Here is a 15,645-nt window from a genome sequence, read left to right as displayed (position 1 = left end):
ATTTAATCTTTTCTTTGCTTAAAAGTGGGCGTTTTTTGCACAAAATGAGGAATATCCGACGAATTTGAACGCATGGGGCGTTCTTTCGGGCGTTGGATATTGCGTGAACGGTGTGCAAGGGCGGGGTTTTGGCCCAAAATGCCTACTCTATCCGGCACGAACAAGAAGAGAATTTCGAAAGTTCCGCGACCCGGTTCCATGTAAAGCGGGATGTTCTTGCGGAGCATGTAGCCCTCGTTACGGAAAGCCTTGATGGCCTTGGAGGCGGTTTCGAGATTCCCGGTCTGCAAAAGGATGCGTTCGGGGCGGGAACCGGCGAGTGTGAGGATCATTTCCGATGTCAACGTGTCGTTTGCGCTCAGATTGAGGTAGAACGTCCAGCGGCCTTCGGCGTTATCGCTCTTCGAGAAGAATTTCGAGACGAAATTGGCGTCCAAATGGCTGCGGTGGAAACGCATGTTCTGCGTGGCGAGGTTGCGAATATTCAGCTTAGAAGACTGCATGGCGGATTCGCGGCAGTCAAGTGCTTCGACCTGTTTGAAGAACGGGGCGAGCGAAGCAGAAACGTAAGACGGGCCCGAGCAGAATTCGAAGAAACGGTCTTCGCGGTTCGGGTGGATGGCGTCCTTGATGCGCACGGGGAGGTTGAGCCATGCATCCTTGATGCGCGGCGTCCAGTCGAGGACGTGCATGCTAAAGCCAGTCGAGGCAATCGGCATAAAGCTACTGCCGAAAGAGCACTTGGATTCGACCTTCATGCCCTGAGCATCGGCGGGGTCAAAGAGGCGATCCGGCAAGCACTGGATCTGGTGGCAGCTGATGACTTCGGGACAGCTGCGTTCGATAAAGTCGACGAACGTCTTGTAGCCATGGGCCGAAATCTTGCCTTTGACATTCACTTGTACGAGGAGCGCAAAGCGGCCGTCGCCTGTGGCGCGGAACCAGATTTGGCGCAAAGCCTTTTTGAAGATGCGCAAATGTTCTTTGTGGAGCTGCTCCAGGACGCGCTTCACGAGCTCGAGCGGCTTCATGTCGCGGGACGGTGCGTCAATGACCAGGTTTTCCTGGGCGCCGTGGTATTCCTTGATGATTCTCCAGTCGGAGTTTTCCGGTGTTGCATCGGCGGTAAACCATGCCTGCAACTTTCCCGGAATACGATCGTTTTCCATCCAAGCGGCAACTTGGGTCTTGATGTCGTCGAACGAAAGAATCTTGCGGACAACAGGCTTTTCTGCCTTAGGCTTCTTTTCGTCGAGTTCATCGTCCTTGCGGACATCGGATTTTCTGGAAGCGTGGAACTTGCCTCCGGCGAGGGGTTTGCCGATTCTGTTGCCCATGGTGTTACGGGCAATGCTCCCTTCGGAGCGGCGTGAAAAACGATTGTTCTGTTTGTACATCTTTATAATCGTGTTGAATGTTTAAACTACAAATCTAGGATAAATCCAGGAGCATTCGCGGGCGAGTGTCTTCGGGAATTCGCGGAACGAACCTTTAATCTGGTACGTGTTCAGACTACCTTCAACCGGCGTGAGCGAAATGACGCTATCGGCGCGGGATTCAAGGTAGGGGTATTCGTTGAAATTCGTGGAAGTTACGACGGCGCAACCCGTGAGGGCGATAATCGAATCGACCATCTGCATCAAAATCTGGTGCGGGGAGCCACTGAGTCTTGAAGACTTCGGGTTGTGCAAAACGGCAGAAATCGGGTCGATTACGACGACCTTGTAATCGTGATTTTCGAGCTTCTTGGCGCCTTGAATGCGCTTCGCGATAAGCTGTGCGATTTCGAGCGGTGTTAGCGCTGTGCCGCGGAGGTTTAAGAAACCGAATTTGGGCGTGTTAGGCTGGAGATTGCGCTTTTCGCCAAGCAAAAAGAGACGGTTCAGGAACACGGACTTGGTGAGTTCCAAGTTGATGTACAGAACATCGTTTTCGTTTGTCGTGTTGCCAAGCCAGTCTTCGCCGTGGCATATGGAAAGCGCCATGTCCATGAGCGCAAGCGATTTTCCGCTTTTCGGCGGGGCTGTGAACAAGAAAAATTCGCCAGCGCGGAGCACGTTTTCAATAATGCAAGGATCTTTTTTCGGAGCTTCTTCGCTATCGCTTGCAAGTTCTACGAGCGGTTTTCCGTCGAGAGAGTATTCCGCCCATTCGCGCCAATCCGTGAAGTTCTTGGCACCTTGTTCCAAAGCGATGAGGTACTGCTGCTTGCCGTTGCGGAGCACGCCTGGCATGCGGACCATCTGGTTTGGGTTGCGGTTTCCGTCATCGACTTTAAAGCCTTGCGATTCAAGCGTCTGGAAAAGGAAGTCTACGCGTTCCTTGTATTCTTCCTGGTCGTGCGCTTCAATCTTGATCCACGCCTGCACGGAGTTTGCGCCCGTGTTCACAAGGGCGGCGCAGGGGAGGTTCAAGGCCTTGTAGTAAGCGAGCTGTTTGGCGAGCGTCATCTTCGGGTTGTCTACGACAACGTAACGGTAATGCCAGCTTTCGTCGGTGGCATCGGCGCCGCCTTTCACAGCGTTAATCGTGAGGAGCGCTCCGTCCGGACCGTCGAGCTGCTTCATGATTTTCTTGAGCGCTTCGTCTTGTGCGATAATCTTTGAGACGATTTCGCGAGAACCCGAAGGCGTGTTCGAAATTTTGAATTCAACAGTTTCGTCGGGTTTGAACGTTGCTGCTAAGAGCTTTGCAAAGTCTTTGCGCCAGTCAGGGGCGGGCCATGGAATCGAGAGCGCTTCGGGGTCAATTTTGAAGTTCTGCAACAGCTCAAGAGACTGGTTGTCGAGACCGAGCGCAATCATCTGCTGCATCATCGTTGCTGAAATGGGCGAGATGACGGTTGGGCCCATGGCGGCGTAGCCTGGAGCCATGCCCGGCTGGGCTTGGGCTGCTTGGGCCTGTGGAGCTTGTGCGGGTTGCGCTGCGGCTTGTGCGGCCGCTTTTTGTTCGGCTTCGCGTTCGGTACGGCGTTTTTCTTCAGAGAAGGCGTTGCGCAAAATCTTCTCGACATCGTCTGCCGAGAGCCCCTCGTCGCGAGCTTTGCCGCCGAGCTGGAATGTGGCGTCCATGAACGTCCAGCCTTCGTCAAGCGCGGCAACGCCTGCTTGGAACAAAGCCTTCTTCAGTTCATTCTGGTCGGCGAATTTGCTCTTTACGAAGTCGTTAAGAATTTTCTTTCCGTTTTCCATGGACACCTCCAATTCTCTCGAGTGGTTTGGTGAGTTTCAGTTTACTTCAGCGGGTCGCTATTCGGGTCGAGCTTGCCGGTTTTTACGTATTCCTGAATGTCTTTAGAAATGCGCATCGAGCAGAACTTCGGACCGCACATCGAGCAGAAGTGCGAGGACTTTGCGTTGTTGCCCGGGAGCGTTTCATCGTGGAATTCTACGGCGCGTTCTGGGTCGAGCGAAAGCGCGAACTGGTCGTTCCAGCGGAAGCTGAAACGGGCGCGTGAAAGCGCGTCATCGCGGAAGTGCGCTGCAAAGTGGCCCTTGGCAAGGTCTGCGGCATGGGCGGCGAGCTTGTATGTCACCACGCCTTCACGCACGTCGTTCTTGTCCGGGAGGCCCAAGTGTTCCTTCGGCGTCACGTAGCAGAGCATGGCGGTACCGAACCAGCCAATCATGGCTGCACCGATGGCGGATGTGATGTGGTCGTAACCTGGAGCGATATCTGTCGTGAGAGGGCCAAGCGTGTAGAACGGTGCGTTGTGGCACATTTCAATCTGGCGGTCCATGTTTTCACGAATCTTGTGCATCGGCACGTGACCCGGACCTTCAATGATGACCTGAACGCCCTTCTTCCATGCGATTTCGGTGAGTTCGCCGAGCGTATCGAGTTCGGAGAACTGTGCCATGTCGTTTGCATCTGCAATGGAACCCGGACGAAGACCATCGCCCAAAGAAACGCAAACGTCGTACTTCGCGAGAATGTCGCATATTTCGTCGAAGTGCGTGTAGAGGAAGTTCTCTTGCTTGTGGACCATGCACCAGCGGGCGATGATAGAACCGCCACGGCTCACGATGCCTGTCGTGCGTTCCAAGGCAAACGGAATGTACTTGAGCAAAAGTCCTGCGTGGATCGTAAAGTAGTCGACGCCCTGTTCGGCCTGTTCAATAAGCGTATCGCGGAACACTTCCCACGTGAGGTCGTCAGCGATGCCGTTTACCTTTTCGAGTGCCTGGTACATCGGCACGGTTCCTATAGGTACCGGGCTGTTGCGCAAAATCCATTCGCGCGTTTCGTGAATGTCCTTGCCGGTCGAGAGGTCCATCACCGTATCGGCACCCCAGTGCACGGACCAAACCATCTTTTCGACTTCCTGTTCAATAGAAGAAGCGACAGAAGAGTTCCCGATGTTGGAATTGATCTTTGTGAGGAAGTTGCGACCGATAATCATCGGTTCGCATTCCGGGTGGTTCACGTTGGCAGGGATGATGGCGCGGCCTTCGGCGAGTTCCTTGCGCACGAATTCCGGTGTGATGGCATCACCGTTGCTGCCAAAAATTTCGTCCATCTTCTGGTTTTCGCGGATGGCAACGTATTCCATTTCGCGAGTGATGACGCCTTCGCGGGCGTACTGCATCTGAGTCTTGTGGGCGCCGTCTTTTTCCAGGCGTTCGCGGATCCACGGTTCACGGATGCGTTCAAGTCCTTTCTTTACATCAATTGTCTTGTCGGGGTCGCCATAAGCGCCACTCGTATCGTAAACAGGGAGCACAGGGCATTTCGGGTCGTCGAGCGAAATTTCGCGCATGGCGACTTTCAAATCCGGGAAAATCTTGCCGGGGACATAAATCTTGCGAGACTGCGGAAAAGGCTTGAAGAAGCCGTTGGATTCAGACATATTCGTTCCTTTTGTTCAATTACGAACCAAGTTCAAGGGGTATAATCTCAGCCCGCGTATTGAGTGCAGGCACCCCGCCTATAATATAGAACATTGTAGCCGGTATAAAAAAAGCACCTCGATTGAGGTGCCTATTTTGCAAGTTTTCTGGATTACTTTTGCTTTTGAGCGCCGTAACCTTCCATTAGTCCAAAGAGGGCTAGAGCTTCTTCCATCGGGTACTTGTTCATGAACATAGATACCTTAGACTTGATGGAACCCTGTTTGTTGAGACCCATAGCGGCTCTGAAAAGGTTTGCCGGGGAATTTTCATTGTACGAAGCTTGTTCTGTGTAAGTTGCGTTTAAGAAACCTTCCAAGTAAGCCTGGTTGATTTTTCCCTTGAAAATGCTAGGATCGCTAATGGAAATGTTTCCATTGAGGCTCTGAATGCTCGGTGCGTCTTCTAAGTCTTCGAATGCACCATCGGCGACGTTAAGCCAAAGGATGTTCGGGCTCACGGTAACAGTGACGTCACCCTTCTTGTTCAGGATGAATGCGTTCTTGTCGAGATAGACCTTCTTTGATTTTGGGTCACCCTTGGTGTTGTCAAATCCAGCCATCATATTGAGGGCTAAAATGTTGTTATGGATTCGGGTAATGCAGTTTGTGTTGGCTCGTACGCCGTAGCCCATGTCTTCGAACAGTTTGGTGCGAGTCCAGGTGAACATCACAGTATTGTAGGCAAATTCATAATCGACGGCATCGACTTTATTTTGCTTGGCTTGTACGTTTGCGCCAACGATTCTATTAGCGATAAAAATGTTGTTCAAAACTTTGACCTTGCCTGCGACATGGTTTAAGTTCAATGCAATATTACCGGCATTTACAAAGACGCAGTTCTGGATGGTAAGGTCGCCTTCAGAGTTTTCACCGTAGAGGCTGTAGTTGTTAAGGGAGGGGAAGGTGGTATTTCCCTTGGACGGAGGTTCAAGCCACATGCCGGTTTCGACGCCTTCTGGCTTGCCTTCAACCGGGTGGTAACTGTTGGCTTCGCCTTGGTCAAAAATGAATCCATCGATGACGACCTTCGAATTAGCTCCCTTGTAATTGAGGTGCAGAATTCCTTGGCCTTTGGTGCCGTTCATTTCGTTCGTCGGCTGGAATAAAGTCTTGTTTTTAACAACATCGCGACTGGAAAAATCGTCCGAGTAGCCACCGATGATGGACACAGGCTTGTCGAGCTTGATCCACCCTTGCTTCATTTGTCCGTTGTAATTGCCAGCTGCCACGCGGATGACATCTCCGTTAGAAGCGAGTTCAATGGCTTTCCAGATGTTTTTGAGCGGGGCGGATGGAGATTTTCCTTCGTTTTTGTTCTTGCCGCTTGGACTTACGTACCAATCTGTTGCGAACGATTGACTTACGAGGCAAAACGCTGCTACTGTAGCTAAAATTTTAATGGATTTCATTATTTTCTCCTTATTAGATGCTTGAAATATAGTAATGATTTCTAAAAATGGAGTATCATGTTGGTATTGTTGTTTGAATTCGCTAAATAATATTTAGATTACCTAGAGTAGTTTTATAAACAATCAAAGGATAAAAATCATGTCGGAAAAAGAGATGAACAACCAGAGGGCTATCTATGCGCTTTCTGACCTGAGAATGTATGCGAGCTCGCATTCCTTGGATGCGATTGATTACGCTATTGAAGTCTTGCAAAAATTGGAAAATGCAGGGATTAAAAATCCGCTCAAATCCTTAAATCCAGAGGAACAGTAATTTATGGAACAGGCCACAAATTCAATAATGGCTTATGGTACTTTCTTGGCTCTCGTGCCGGCTCTTGTCGCAATTATTTTAGCCCTTGTGAGTAAAGAAGTTTACTCGTCACTTTTTTTAGGCGTCATTGTCGGAGGACTTCTTCTTTGCCAGGGGACTGGCTCGGGATTCTTTGATGCTGTTTTCAAGAACGGCTTGATTGCAAAGGTTGCTGACCCTTATAACGTGGGCATTCTCGTGTTCTTGGTTATGTTGGGTGCTATGGTTGCGCTCATGAACAGGGCAGGAGGCTCTGCCGCTTTTGGCAACTGGGCTAAGACGCATATCAAGTCAAAAATTGGTGCGCAGATTGCAACGATTTGCTTTGGCATCTTGATTTTTATCGACGACTATTTCAACTGCCTTACGGTGGGTAGCGTGATGCGCCCGGTAACAGACCGCTTCAAGGTGAGCCATGAAAAACTCGCATACCTGATTGACTCTACCGCGGCTCCGATTTGCATTATTGCACCGATTAGCTCGTGGGCTGCCGCGGTTTCTGGATTCGTGGAAGGTGAGGATGGACTCACGCTTTTCATCAAGGCAATCCCGTTTAACTTTTATGCGTTGTTGACGATTCTTACGTTGTTCTTGGTTGTCGTTTGGAATGTGAATATCGGTCCGATGAAAAAGCATGAAATGCATACAAACGCTGTCGGCGGAAATCTGGAAGACTTGAATTTTACATCGACAAAAGGCAGAGTCTTGGACCTTGTGATGCCGATTGCTTCTTTGATTGTTTTCTGTGTTCTCGGCATGATTTATACGGGTGGTTATTTTGCATCAGGCGATGCGGCAAAGGGCTTTGTCGATGCGTTTGCTTCTAGCGATGCGTCTGTTGGTCTTGCGATTGGTTCGTTTGGCGCATTTGTTTTTACGGTTTGTTTTTACATGGTTCGTCGCGTTTTGCGTTTCGGTCACTGCATGGCTTGCTTGCCGGATGGCTTCAAGGCGATGGTTCCTGCAATTTTGATTTTGGCTTTGGCTTGGACGCTTAAGGGAACAACGGATGCGCTTGGTGCGAAGGAATTTGTAGCAGGTCTTGTGAAGGGCGGTGCCGCTGGATTCATGAACTTTATGCCGGCGATTATCTTTGTGATTGCGGCGTTCCTCGCTTTTGCAACGGGAACTTCCTGGGGAACATTCGGCATCCTCATCCCGATTGTCGTCGCGGCGTTTGGCGGCGTGGATTACAGCCTTATGGTCATCTCGATTTCGGCTTGCATGGCGGGTGCCGTTTGCGGTGACCATAGCTCTCCGATTTCGGATACGACGATTATGGCTAGTGCTGGTGCGGAATGCAACCACGTGAATCACGTCAATACGCAGATCCCGTATGTATTTATAGTGGCGGCAATTTCATTTGTCACCTACATTGTTGCTGGCTTTACCCGTAGCGCAATACTTTCGCTCTTGTTCGGCTTTTTAGTGACCTTCGGTACGCTTGTCTTGCTTAAAAAGCGTGCCAAGAAAAAAGGCGAATAACTCCGCACTATTGGCGTCTGATTTTGACTTGCGCGAGGATGACGGCGGTAAACATTAGCACGCAACCGATTCCTTCTTGAAGGGTAAATCGCTCACCGAGCATCACCCATCCAGAAATCACGGAAAATACAGATTCAAGGCTCATCAATAGCGATGCTATGGTGGGCCTTAATTTGTTTTGCGCGACAATTTGCAACGTGAATGCGACACCGCTCGAAAGGATGGCGGCGTACAAAAGCGGAATCCACGGCTTGAAATGCGAATAGACGTCTATCACCGTGCCAAACCCCGCAAAATTTCCTTTCAAGTCCACGAAAAACATCGGGAAAATGGAAAGCGATGCCACCACTAGAAACTGTATTGCCGAAAGTCTCACATTGTCCATGTAAGGGCCGTACTTTCCGACGACGAGAATGTGTGCTGCAAAGGCAAGAGCGCAAAGCAATAGAACGATATCGGATGGTTGGATGGTAAAATCTTCCTTGATGCAGAGCAGGTAAAGCCCTTCAAGCGTGATGGCTACGCAGAGCCAAATCTTAGGGGAAATCTTCTTGCCAAAAAATGTGCTTAGAATCGGTACGAAAATGATGTAGCACGCGGTCAGGAACCCTGCCTTCCCGGCGGAACATCCGAGGAAAAGTCCCGTTTGTTGCAAGTTCATTGCAAAGAAAAGCGTAAGCCCGCAGAATAAGCCTGCTTTCCAGAGAGCCTTGTTTTCTTCTTTTGTTTTCGGCTTTCTAGGGCTTTTGTTGAATTTGTCCAATACCTTCGCCAGTCCGAAAAGGACTCCTGTGGCGATGAAATTTCGCATGCACACGAAAGCGAACGGACCAACGTCGTTCCCTTCAATTTGGGCGACAAATGTGGAACCCCACAGAAATGCCGCCAGTACCATTAAAAAACTATATCCAATATTTGCCATTCTAGTGTAAAAATAGAAATGCTTGTCAAAGATTGTTCAGTCTAAGCCCTAAGTTCAATAACCTTATATTGCCACTATTTCCTCTCGTCTCTCGTCTCTCGTCTCTCGTCTATTTTCTAAATTATCCGCTGTAAAAATCAAAGGATTGAAATATGGAAATCCCCGAATCTTCGAATTTTATTCAGGACATTATCGTTAACGACCTCCAGACTGGCAAGCGCGATCACGTGCTGACGCGTTTCCCGCCCGAACCGAACGGCTATATTCACATTGGACATGCCAAGTCCATCTGCTTGAACTTCGGCACCGCCAAGAAGTTCGGCGGCTTTACGAACCTCCGTTTCGACGACACGAACCCGACCAAGGAAGATGTGGAATACGTCGATTCCATCCGCGAAGACGTGAAGTGGCTCGGCTTTGAATGGAAAGAAGAATTTTTCGCAAGCGACTACTACGACCAGATTTACGCCTTTGCCGAAAAGATGATTGAAATGGGCAAGGCATACGTCGAAGATTTGACTCGCGACGAAATGCAGGAATACCGCGGCAACGATGCTGGCAAGCCCTCCCGCCCGAGCCCCTACCGCGACCGCAGCGTCGAAGAAAACATGAAGCTCTTCCACGAAATGCGCGACGGCAAGTACGCCGACGGTGAAAAGTGCCTCCGTGCCAAGGTCGACCTCGCAAGCCCGAACATGAACATGCGCGACCCGGTCATCTACCGCATCAAGCATTGCACGCATCATCGCACGGGCGACAAGTGGTGCATCTACCCGATGTACGACTTTGCGCACCCGATTAGCGACTGGATCGAAGGCATCACGCACTCCATCTGCACGCTGGAGTTCGAAGCTCACCGTCCGCTTTACGACTGGTTCCTCATTGAACTTGGTTTGCAGAACCGTCCGCAGCAGATTGAATTTGCTCGCTTGAACCTCTCGTACACGATGATGAGTAAGCGCAAGCTCCTCGAACTTGTGCAGACAAAGGCTGTGCTTGGCTGGAACGACCCGCGTATGCCGACTGTTTGCGGTTTCCGCCGCCGTGGCTTTACCCCGAGTTCCATCCGCGAATTCTGCAGCCGCATCGGCGTTTCCAAGGCCGACTCCATGGTCGACGTGAACCTCCTTTACTTCTGCATCCGCGAAGAATTGAACCAGACCGCTAACCGCGTGATGGCCGTGATTGATCCGGTCAAGCTCGTGATTGACAACTGGGAAGCAGGCAAGGTCGAAATGATCGAAGTCGAGAACAACCCGAACGACCCGAACGCAGGAACCCGCAAGGTGCCGTTCAGCGGTGAACTCTACATCGAAGCAGACGACTTCATGGAAGAACCGCCGAAGAAGTACTTCCGCTTGAAGCCGGAAGGCGAAGTCCGTCTCAAGGGTGCTTACTTTGTCACTTGCAAGAGCGTCGAAAAGGATGCTGACGGCAAGGTCAAGGTCATCCACTGCGTCTATGACCCGCTCAGCAAGGGTGGCGAATCTCCGGATGGCCGCAAGGTCAAGGGTACGATCCACTGGGTTTCTGCAGCACATGCTGTGGATGCCGAAGTGCGCCTCATTGATAACTTGTTCACGCTCGAAGATCCGGCCCAGGTCCCGGAAGGCGAAGATTGGCACGATTATCTGAACCCGAATTCCATGGTTATTAAGCAGGCCAAGGTGGAACCCGCTCTCGCCGATGCGAAGCTTGAAGACCGCTTCCAGTTCATGCGTCAGGGCTACTTCTGCCTCGATAGCGAAGACTCCAAGCCGGGTCACCTCGTATTCAACAGAACTGTGGGATTGAAAGATTCATTTAATCCTACAAAGTAAATTGAACTTGGTTTGTAGTCATTAGTCAGTGGTCATTGGTTTTGAACTAATGACTAACGGCTAACTTCTAATGACTATTCCTTTTAGTTACCTCGGCCCAACAGCCGGGGTATTTTGTTTTTACGGTAAAAAAATTGTAGATTAAAAAGAGGTCCTTTAAAGAAGGAGGTCTTATGAAACGTTTAATGACTCTGCTTGTGGCGATGATTGCGCTCCCGCTGATGGCTAATGCCCAGACTCGCTATACGCCTTCGGAACTCGATACGCTAGTCGCGACGATTGCGCTTTATCCAGACCCGCTCTTGGTGCATGTTCTGGATGCTTCGGTGTATGTTGATGATATTCCGCGTGCGTCTGCTTTTGCTACTGCCCATCGTCATTTGTCGGGCGACGGTTTGGCGAGTGCCATTGAACGAGCTGATTTGGAATTCGACGAATCGGTAATCGCGCTTATCCCGTTTCCGGATGTGCTCCGTAAAATGTCGAAGTATGCCACTTGGACAAAACAGCTTGGCGAAGCCGTGGATATGCAAAAAGCCGATGTGATGGATGCCGTGCAGAGAATGCGTCGGGTTGCTCACAGAAATGGCTATTTGAGCAGTGATGACAAAATTGCAGTGACCGTTGATGATAACGTTTCGATTCAGCCGGTTCGCGAAGAATATGTGTACGTCCCGGAATACGATCCGCGTGTTGTTTATTACGTTGTTTCAGACGGCAACATTCGCCTCCGTTATGTGAACGGCGTTTGGACTGGTGCGGGTCTCGTTTATTGGGGCTGGGATCCGTTCTATTATGACTGGGTGCATCGCCGTCCGCATTATCGCCATCCGCATCGTTATGCACCGCCTCCGCGTCACCGTGTAAAGCCTAGACCTGCTCCGGGTCCGCGTTATGATAGGCCTGCGCCCAGGCGTTTTGACAATCCGCCTCCTCCGCGTTCGCATTCATCGTGGGATAGGCGACCGTCGGCACCTCCTCCAGCGCCTTCGTCAAATGTCTTGAGAAAATCGGCGACTTCAGCTCAGGCTCCTTCGAACAATACTCGACCGGCGCCTCCGCCTCCGTCGAATTATAAGCGTCCGGCACCACTTCCGCCGCAGGCTTCTAGCTCAAATGACGATGAGGATCGTTGGCAATCGCGCCGTTCAGAACGTCATCATGGCTCGCATAATGCGCCACCTCCGCCACCATCGCGTAGAAGGTAAGGCTATCTTGGGGTGGAATCGCCCTCGTGAGTTTTACTTGTGTTTTTTCACTACAGAGCAAATTGGGCATTCTTCGTCTTTGTGCCCGCGCGCTTTGCAGTAGTTGCGCCCAAAATAAATGATTTGCAAATGACGCTTTTCCCATTCGCTTTCGGGAAAAGCTTTTTTTAAATCCGCTTCGGTCTTTTCAACGCTTGAACCGTCGCTCAAGCCCCAGCGTTCGGCAAGGCGATGGATGTGCGTATCGACCGGGAATGCCGGGAGCTTAAAGATGTGGCTCATGATGACGCTTGCCGTCTTATGTCCGACTCCGGGGAGGCTTTCGAGTTCCTCGAACGTGTGTGGGACTTCGCCTTTGAACTTTTCGACGAGCGCTTGCGAGAGCTTGAAAATGTTCACGCTTTTGGTGTTAAAGAAACCGCAGGGCTTGATGATTTCGGCAATGCGGTCTACTCCGAGCTTGATCATCTTGGCGGGAGTGTTTGCTTCTTTAAAGAGAACCGCGGTCACCTGGTTTACACGGATGTCGGTGCACTGAGCGCTTAAAACAACGGCAACGAGGAGTGTGAATGGGCTTGTAAAATCCAGCGGAATGGGCGGATTCGGGTATAGTTCGTCCAGCTTATCGCCAATGAATTTGATTTTCGCAGCCTTGTTCATTTACGCGATTCTCGCTTTGGGCGTTCTTTCGTCTAATTCTTGTCGCGCGTGAAGTCTTGCTGCATGTTGAAGCTCGGCATGTCATCGTGCGGGTGGCCCACCTGAACGGCTGGGACGCCTGCATACGTCGTGTGAGCAGGAACATCGCAAAGCACCACGGCGCCAGCGCCAATTTTTGCGCCATCGCCGATGTGGATATTTCCGAGCAATTGGGCATGGGCGCCGAGCATCACGCCATTCCCGATTTTCGGGTGACGGTCGCCGATTTCGTTACCGGTACCGCCCAAGGTCACGCCATGCAAAAAGCTCACGTTGTTCCCGACGGTTGCGGTTTCACCGATGACGATATTTGTGGCGTGGTCCACCAAAAGTCCGTGGCCAATCTTTGCTGCCGGGTGGATGTCCATACCGAACTTGCGGCTGATGATGCTCTGGAGCATCTTGGCGGGGAAGTGGCGGCCTTCTTCATAAAGAACATGGGCTACGCGGTAGGCTTGCAGTCCTTGGAAACCCTTGAAGAACAGTAGCGGTTCGAGGGGGCCCGTGCAAGCGGGGTCGCGGAGGACCGTTGCGTGCAAGTCCTTTGTCGCGCAAATAAGCAATTGGGGATATTTTTCGTACATGACGCGGAACATCTTCTCGAGTTCTGCGCGGTCGATGACTTCACCGGCGAGCTGACAGGCGAGGGTTACTCCAAGCATATCCGCAAAGTTCTTGCGGTTAAGGATTTGCTCTTCGAGCATCAACTTCGAAAACGACTCGGTTTTGACGAGCTCTGCTGCGTCCTTGCGGAGTAACTGTTCCATTTCTTCTGGTGTCATGATGACGCCAAATATAGAAAATATGCAGTCGCGGCGCGTTCCTATTTGCTTTTCTTATAACTCTAGTAGCGCTTTGGCGGGGATCCAGAACCAGTCGGGGCGGAATTCTAACTCGTAGCATGCTTCGTAGATGGCTTTTGCGAGAATGTAGGGCTTGGATTCCTTTTCGATTTCTTCGGTGGAAATCCCGGAGACTTTGGAATATCCTGTGATAAAAGATTTTTGTGCTTCGGTCGGGTCGGTCTTGGCTATGGCGCCTGCGTAAGCAAAGCTGCGCAGCATCCCGGCGATATCGACAGCGGGGGAGCGGATGGTGCGCCTGTAGTCGAGGCTACGCGTGGGTTCCCCTTCAAAGTCTATAATCTCGAAATGCTTGGTGCCGTTTGCACTTTGCGTAATTAGCACTTGCCCGAGGTGGTAATCTCCGTGGATGCGCTGTTTTTTGATAGTCTTGTCGCTGAATGTTTCGCGGAGCAAGTCACTGTAGCGGATGCGCAGTTCCGGGAGCTTATCGCGCAATTTTGGAACGTACTCGGTATCCGTGGAGTTCTTCAAAAGTTGTGCCAATCGGTCAAATGGCGGTTCGATGCCGCTGTACTTGGGACCGCTTAAACGCTTGAGGCTTTCGTGCATTTGCGCAGTGGACATCCCGAGCTGGAAAGCGTCCGTGCTATTCATGTTATTGCAGAATTCGCTCCAGGCGTCAAGTGCGTTCGGGAAATGCTCTTCGAGGATTCCCCACGTGTAAATTTCACCGCCTTTGGCCTTGTAATTGCAGACGGCGTAAAGTCTTGGAACGCGGCTGCTGTCTGCCTTGTTCATTGCTTCTAGAATTTCGGCTTCGGGGTGTAAACCCGGTTCTAGCCTGCGGTATAGCTTGAAGAAAAACTTGCCGGGAGCGCAAAATGCGGAATTGCTCTGTTCCTTTGAAACGGGCTTGATACTCGTGAGCGCCGCTCTCGAAAATGGCGATGTAATTCTAAACGAGAAAAATCCGGAGTCGCCTGCGAAAACGGACTGCTGAGAACCATCGAGGAATGCGTCTTCGAGAATTTTACCAACTGCATTTTCGTCATCGATGACCGTATAAATGTCACTTTCGCCGTCGTCGAACGAAACCTTGATAAGCCTGATGCGCGTGTTGCCGGCTTCTGTGGAGTCGAGCGTGTCTGCGCGTAAGATGGTTCTGTTTTTTCCCATGAACCAACGTTGCTTGCTAAAATACTTGATAAGGTTCATAATATAAACTTGTCATTCCCGCGAAGGCGGGAATCTCCCTACACGTTTTTTTTGAATATATAATTTTTGATTAGAAAATATTTTTTTAATAATAATCTATTTGACCAAAATAATGTATAATATAAAACGTAGGAGATGGAAGGGTGGATTCTCCTTGGAAAAACAAAGAAAGTGTCTTCGATTATGGTCGATGTTTGGTCGATACGGATTAGGAGAGGGCACTTTCTTTTTTATTTGCCCTAAATTATTTCCCTGGATTCTGAAGCGTTGCGAAATAGCCTTGTGAGCGTAACGAGGCTAGTACCTTGAGTTGCTGTGGCACGGGTTCGCGCGGTAGACCTTCGATTACGAAGGGTGGAATCTGCTTGATGGGCTTGAACGCTTCTGGAACATCGCTGTAATCGCAGAGCTGCCATGCGGCAAGCAGTTTTTCGATGAATTCCGTCCATGGAAAATTGTCGGACGGATGCATGGTAAATCTTGCGGGCTTGAGGTTGTCCCTCGCATCGAGCAAGAGGCTCCCGTCTTTATAACAAGCAATAACGGCGGCCTTACGAGAAGCTCCGTCGGTTGCTTGTTGGGCGGGTATGTTCAGAATGAGCTGCAAGCCTATGCCGTTGCGAGGAGTTCACGCTGGAGAAGGCTGTACTCGTGTTCCGAAATAGAGGTGATTTTTAAAATCAGCTCGCGTTTGAGCCCTGCTTTGATGAGCTCTTTTGCTTCGTCAATTTTTCTTGTTGTTGCCATATTAAGCCTCTTTTCTTAAAAGACGTAATATAAAAATAATCTTTCTGTGGTAAAAATGTCAATACCGGAAAGAAAATTTTTCGGCAAATAT

14 protein-coding genes are annotated in these 15,645 nt (G+C 50.5%); 4 read left to right on the top strand and 10 right to left on the bottom strand.

What is annotated here, in order from left to right:
- Positions 1-2: 2 nt before the first annotated feature.
- From B9Y77_RS05585 to B9Y77_RS05570, 4 genes are all read right to left on the bottom strand, one after another.
- Entirely contained in the window at positions 3-1,397 is a 1,395-nt protein-coding gene (locus B9Y77_RS05585) for a class I SAM-dependent methyltransferase (protein ID WP_085490784.1), read from the bottom strand.
- A gap of 21 nt (positions 1,398-1,418) precedes the next feature.
- Positions 1,419-3,191, bottom strand: a complete 1,773-nt coding sequence (locus B9Y77_RS05580; protein WP_085490783.1) for an AAA family ATPase — start codon at positions 3,189-3,191, stop codon at positions 1,419-1,421.
- A gap of 41 nt (positions 3,192-3,232) precedes the next feature.
- Positions 3,233-4,849 (bottom strand): phosphomethylpyrimidine synthase ThiC, encoded by a 1,617-nt coding sequence (gene thiC, locus B9Y77_RS05575; RefSeq protein WP_085490782.1) that lies wholly within the window; start codon positions 4,847-4,849, stop codon positions 3,233-3,235.
- Between the two features lie 152 nt (positions 4,850-5,001).
- Positions 5,002-6,300 (bottom strand): DUF1565 domain-containing protein, encoded by a 1,299-nt coding sequence (locus B9Y77_RS05570; RefSeq protein ID WP_085490781.1) that lies wholly within the window; start codon positions 6,298-6,300, stop codon positions 5,002-5,004.
- 139 nt (positions 6,301-6,439) lie between these two features.
- Between B9Y77_RS05570 and B9Y77_RS15920 the strand changes: the two genes are divergently transcribed.
- Both B9Y77_RS15920 and B9Y77_RS05565 read left to right on the top strand, forming a co-directional pair.
- Complete coding sequence (locus B9Y77_RS15920; RefSeq protein WP_170861482.1) at positions 6,440-6,613, top strand: hypothetical protein; 174 nt, start codon at positions 6,440-6,442, stop codon at positions 6,611-6,613.
- Positions 6,614-6,616: 3 nt separating this feature from the next.
- Positions 6,617-8,137, top strand: coding sequence for a Na+/H+ antiporter NhaC family protein (locus B9Y77_RS05565; protein ID WP_085490780.1), 1,521 nt, complete (start codon positions 6,617-6,619; stop codon positions 8,135-8,137).
- Between the two features lie 7 nt (positions 8,138-8,144).
- Here the strand turns inward: B9Y77_RS05565 and B9Y77_RS05560 are convergent, their stop codons facing one another.
- On the bottom strand, positions 8,145-9,059 hold the full coding sequence (locus B9Y77_RS05560; protein ID WP_085490779.1) for a DMT family transporter: 915 nt from the start codon (positions 9,057-9,059) through the stop codon (positions 8,145-8,147).
- 152 nt (positions 9,060-9,211) lie between these two features.
- Here B9Y77_RS05560 and B9Y77_RS05555 point away from each other — a divergent pair, with 152 nt between their 5' ends.
- Both B9Y77_RS05555 and B9Y77_RS05550 read left to right on the top strand, forming a co-directional pair.
- Complete coding sequence (locus B9Y77_RS05555) at positions 9,212-10,879, top strand: glutamine--tRNA ligase/YqeY domain fusion protein (RefSeq protein WP_085490778.1); 1,668 nt, start codon at positions 9,212-9,214, stop codon at positions 10,877-10,879.
- Between the two features lie 173 nt (positions 10,880-11,052).
- Positions 11,053-12,087 carry a DUF3300 domain-containing protein gene (locus B9Y77_RS05550; RefSeq protein ID WP_085490777.1) on the top strand — a complete coding sequence of 345 codons (1,035 nt, stop codon included), beginning with the start codon at positions 11,053-11,055 and terminating at the stop codon, positions 12,085-12,087.
- A 33-nt stretch (positions 12,088-12,120) separates the two neighbouring features.
- Here the strand turns inward: B9Y77_RS05550 and nth are convergent, their stop codons facing one another.
- The 5 genes from nth to B9Y77_RS15915 all read right to left on the bottom strand — a co-directional run bounded on the left by nth (position 12,121) and on the right by B9Y77_RS15915 (position 15,554).
- Positions 12,121-12,747 (bottom strand): endonuclease III, encoded by a 627-nt coding sequence (gene nth, locus B9Y77_RS05545; protein ID WP_085490776.1) that lies wholly within the window; start codon positions 12,745-12,747, stop codon positions 12,121-12,123.
- Positions 12,748-12,779: 32 nt separating this feature from the next.
- The gene (gene cysE, locus B9Y77_RS05540; protein ID WP_085490775.1) at positions 12,780-13,568 is read right to left on the bottom strand and encodes a serine O-acetyltransferase; all 789 of its coding nucleotides are present in this window, start codon (positions 13,566-13,568) and stop codon (positions 12,780-12,782) included.
- Between the two features lie 54 nt (positions 13,569-13,622).
- On the bottom strand, positions 13,623-14,807 hold the full coding sequence (locus B9Y77_RS05535; RefSeq protein WP_085490774.1) for a phosphotransferase: 1,185 nt from the start codon (positions 14,805-14,807) through the stop codon (positions 13,623-13,625).
- A gap of 244 nt (positions 14,808-15,051) precedes the next feature.
- Entirely contained in the window at positions 15,052-15,321 is a 270-nt protein-coding gene (locus tag B9Y77_RS05530) for a hypothetical protein (protein WP_139829264.1), read from the bottom strand.
- 95 nt (positions 15,322-15,416) lie between these two features.
- Complete coding sequence (locus tag B9Y77_RS15915; protein WP_170861481.1) at positions 15,417-15,554, bottom strand: hypothetical protein; 138 nt, start codon at positions 15,552-15,554, stop codon at positions 15,417-15,419.
- Between the last annotated feature and the right edge of the window lie 91 nt (positions 15,555-15,645).

It is taken from the genome of Fibrobacter sp. UWB13 (assembly GCF_900177805.1).
In the GTDB taxonomy this organism is placed as follows: Bacteria; Fibrobacterota; Fibrobacteria; order Fibrobacterales; family Fibrobacteraceae; genus Fibrobacter.
Note: the sequence above shows the minus strand (reverse complement) of the source record. Positions and strands in the feature narration are given on the sequence as shown.

Coding starts and splice junctions, on each gene's coding strand:
- B9Y77_RS05555 (WP_085490778.1), top strand. CDS start 9,212: ATGGAAATCCCCGAATCTTCGAATTTTATTCAGGACATTATCGTTAAC.
- B9Y77_RS05570 (WP_085490781.1), bottom strand. CDS start 6,300: ATGAAATCCATTAAAATTTTAGCTACAGTAGCAGCGTTTTGCCTCGTA.
- B9Y77_RS05550 (WP_085490777.1), top strand. CDS start 11,053: ATGAAACGTTTAATGACTCTGCTTGTGGCGATGATTGCGCTCCCGCTG.
- B9Y77_RS05565 (WP_085490780.1), top strand. CDS start 6,617: ATGGAACAGGCCACAAATTCAATAATGGCTTATGGTACTTTCTTGGCT.
- B9Y77_RS05580 (WP_085490783.1), bottom strand. CDS start 3,191: ATGGAAAACGGAAAGAAAATTCTTAACGACTTCGTAAAGAGCAAATTC.
- B9Y77_RS15920 (WP_170861482.1), top strand. CDS start 6,440: ATGTCGGAAAAAGAGATGAACAACCAGAGGGCTATCTATGCGCTTTCT.
- B9Y77_RS05560 (WP_085490779.1), bottom strand. CDS start 9,059: ATGGCAAATATTGGATATAGTTTTTTAATGGTACTGGCGGCATTTCTG.
- nth (WP_085490776.1), bottom strand. CDS start 12,747: ATGAACAAGGCTGCGAAAATCAAATTCATTGGCGATAAGCTGGACGAA.
- B9Y77_RS05585 (WP_085490784.1), bottom strand. CDS start 1,397: ATGTACAAACAGAACAATCGTTTTTCACGCCGCTCCGAAGGGAGCATT.
- thiC (WP_085490782.1), bottom strand. CDS start 4,849: ATGTCTGAATCCAACGGCTTCTTCAAGCCTTTTCCGCAGTCTCGCAAG.
- B9Y77_RS15915 (WP_170861481.1), bottom strand. CDS start 15,554: ATGGCAACAACAAGAAAAATTGACGAAGCAAAAGAGCTCATCAAAGCA.
- cysE (WP_085490775.1), bottom strand. CDS start 13,568: ATGACACCAGAAGAAATGGAACAGTTACTCCGCAAGGACGCAGCAGAG.
- B9Y77_RS05535 (WP_085490774.1), bottom strand. CDS start 14,807: ATGAACCTTATCAAGTATTTTAGCAAGCAACGTTGGTTCATGGGAAAA.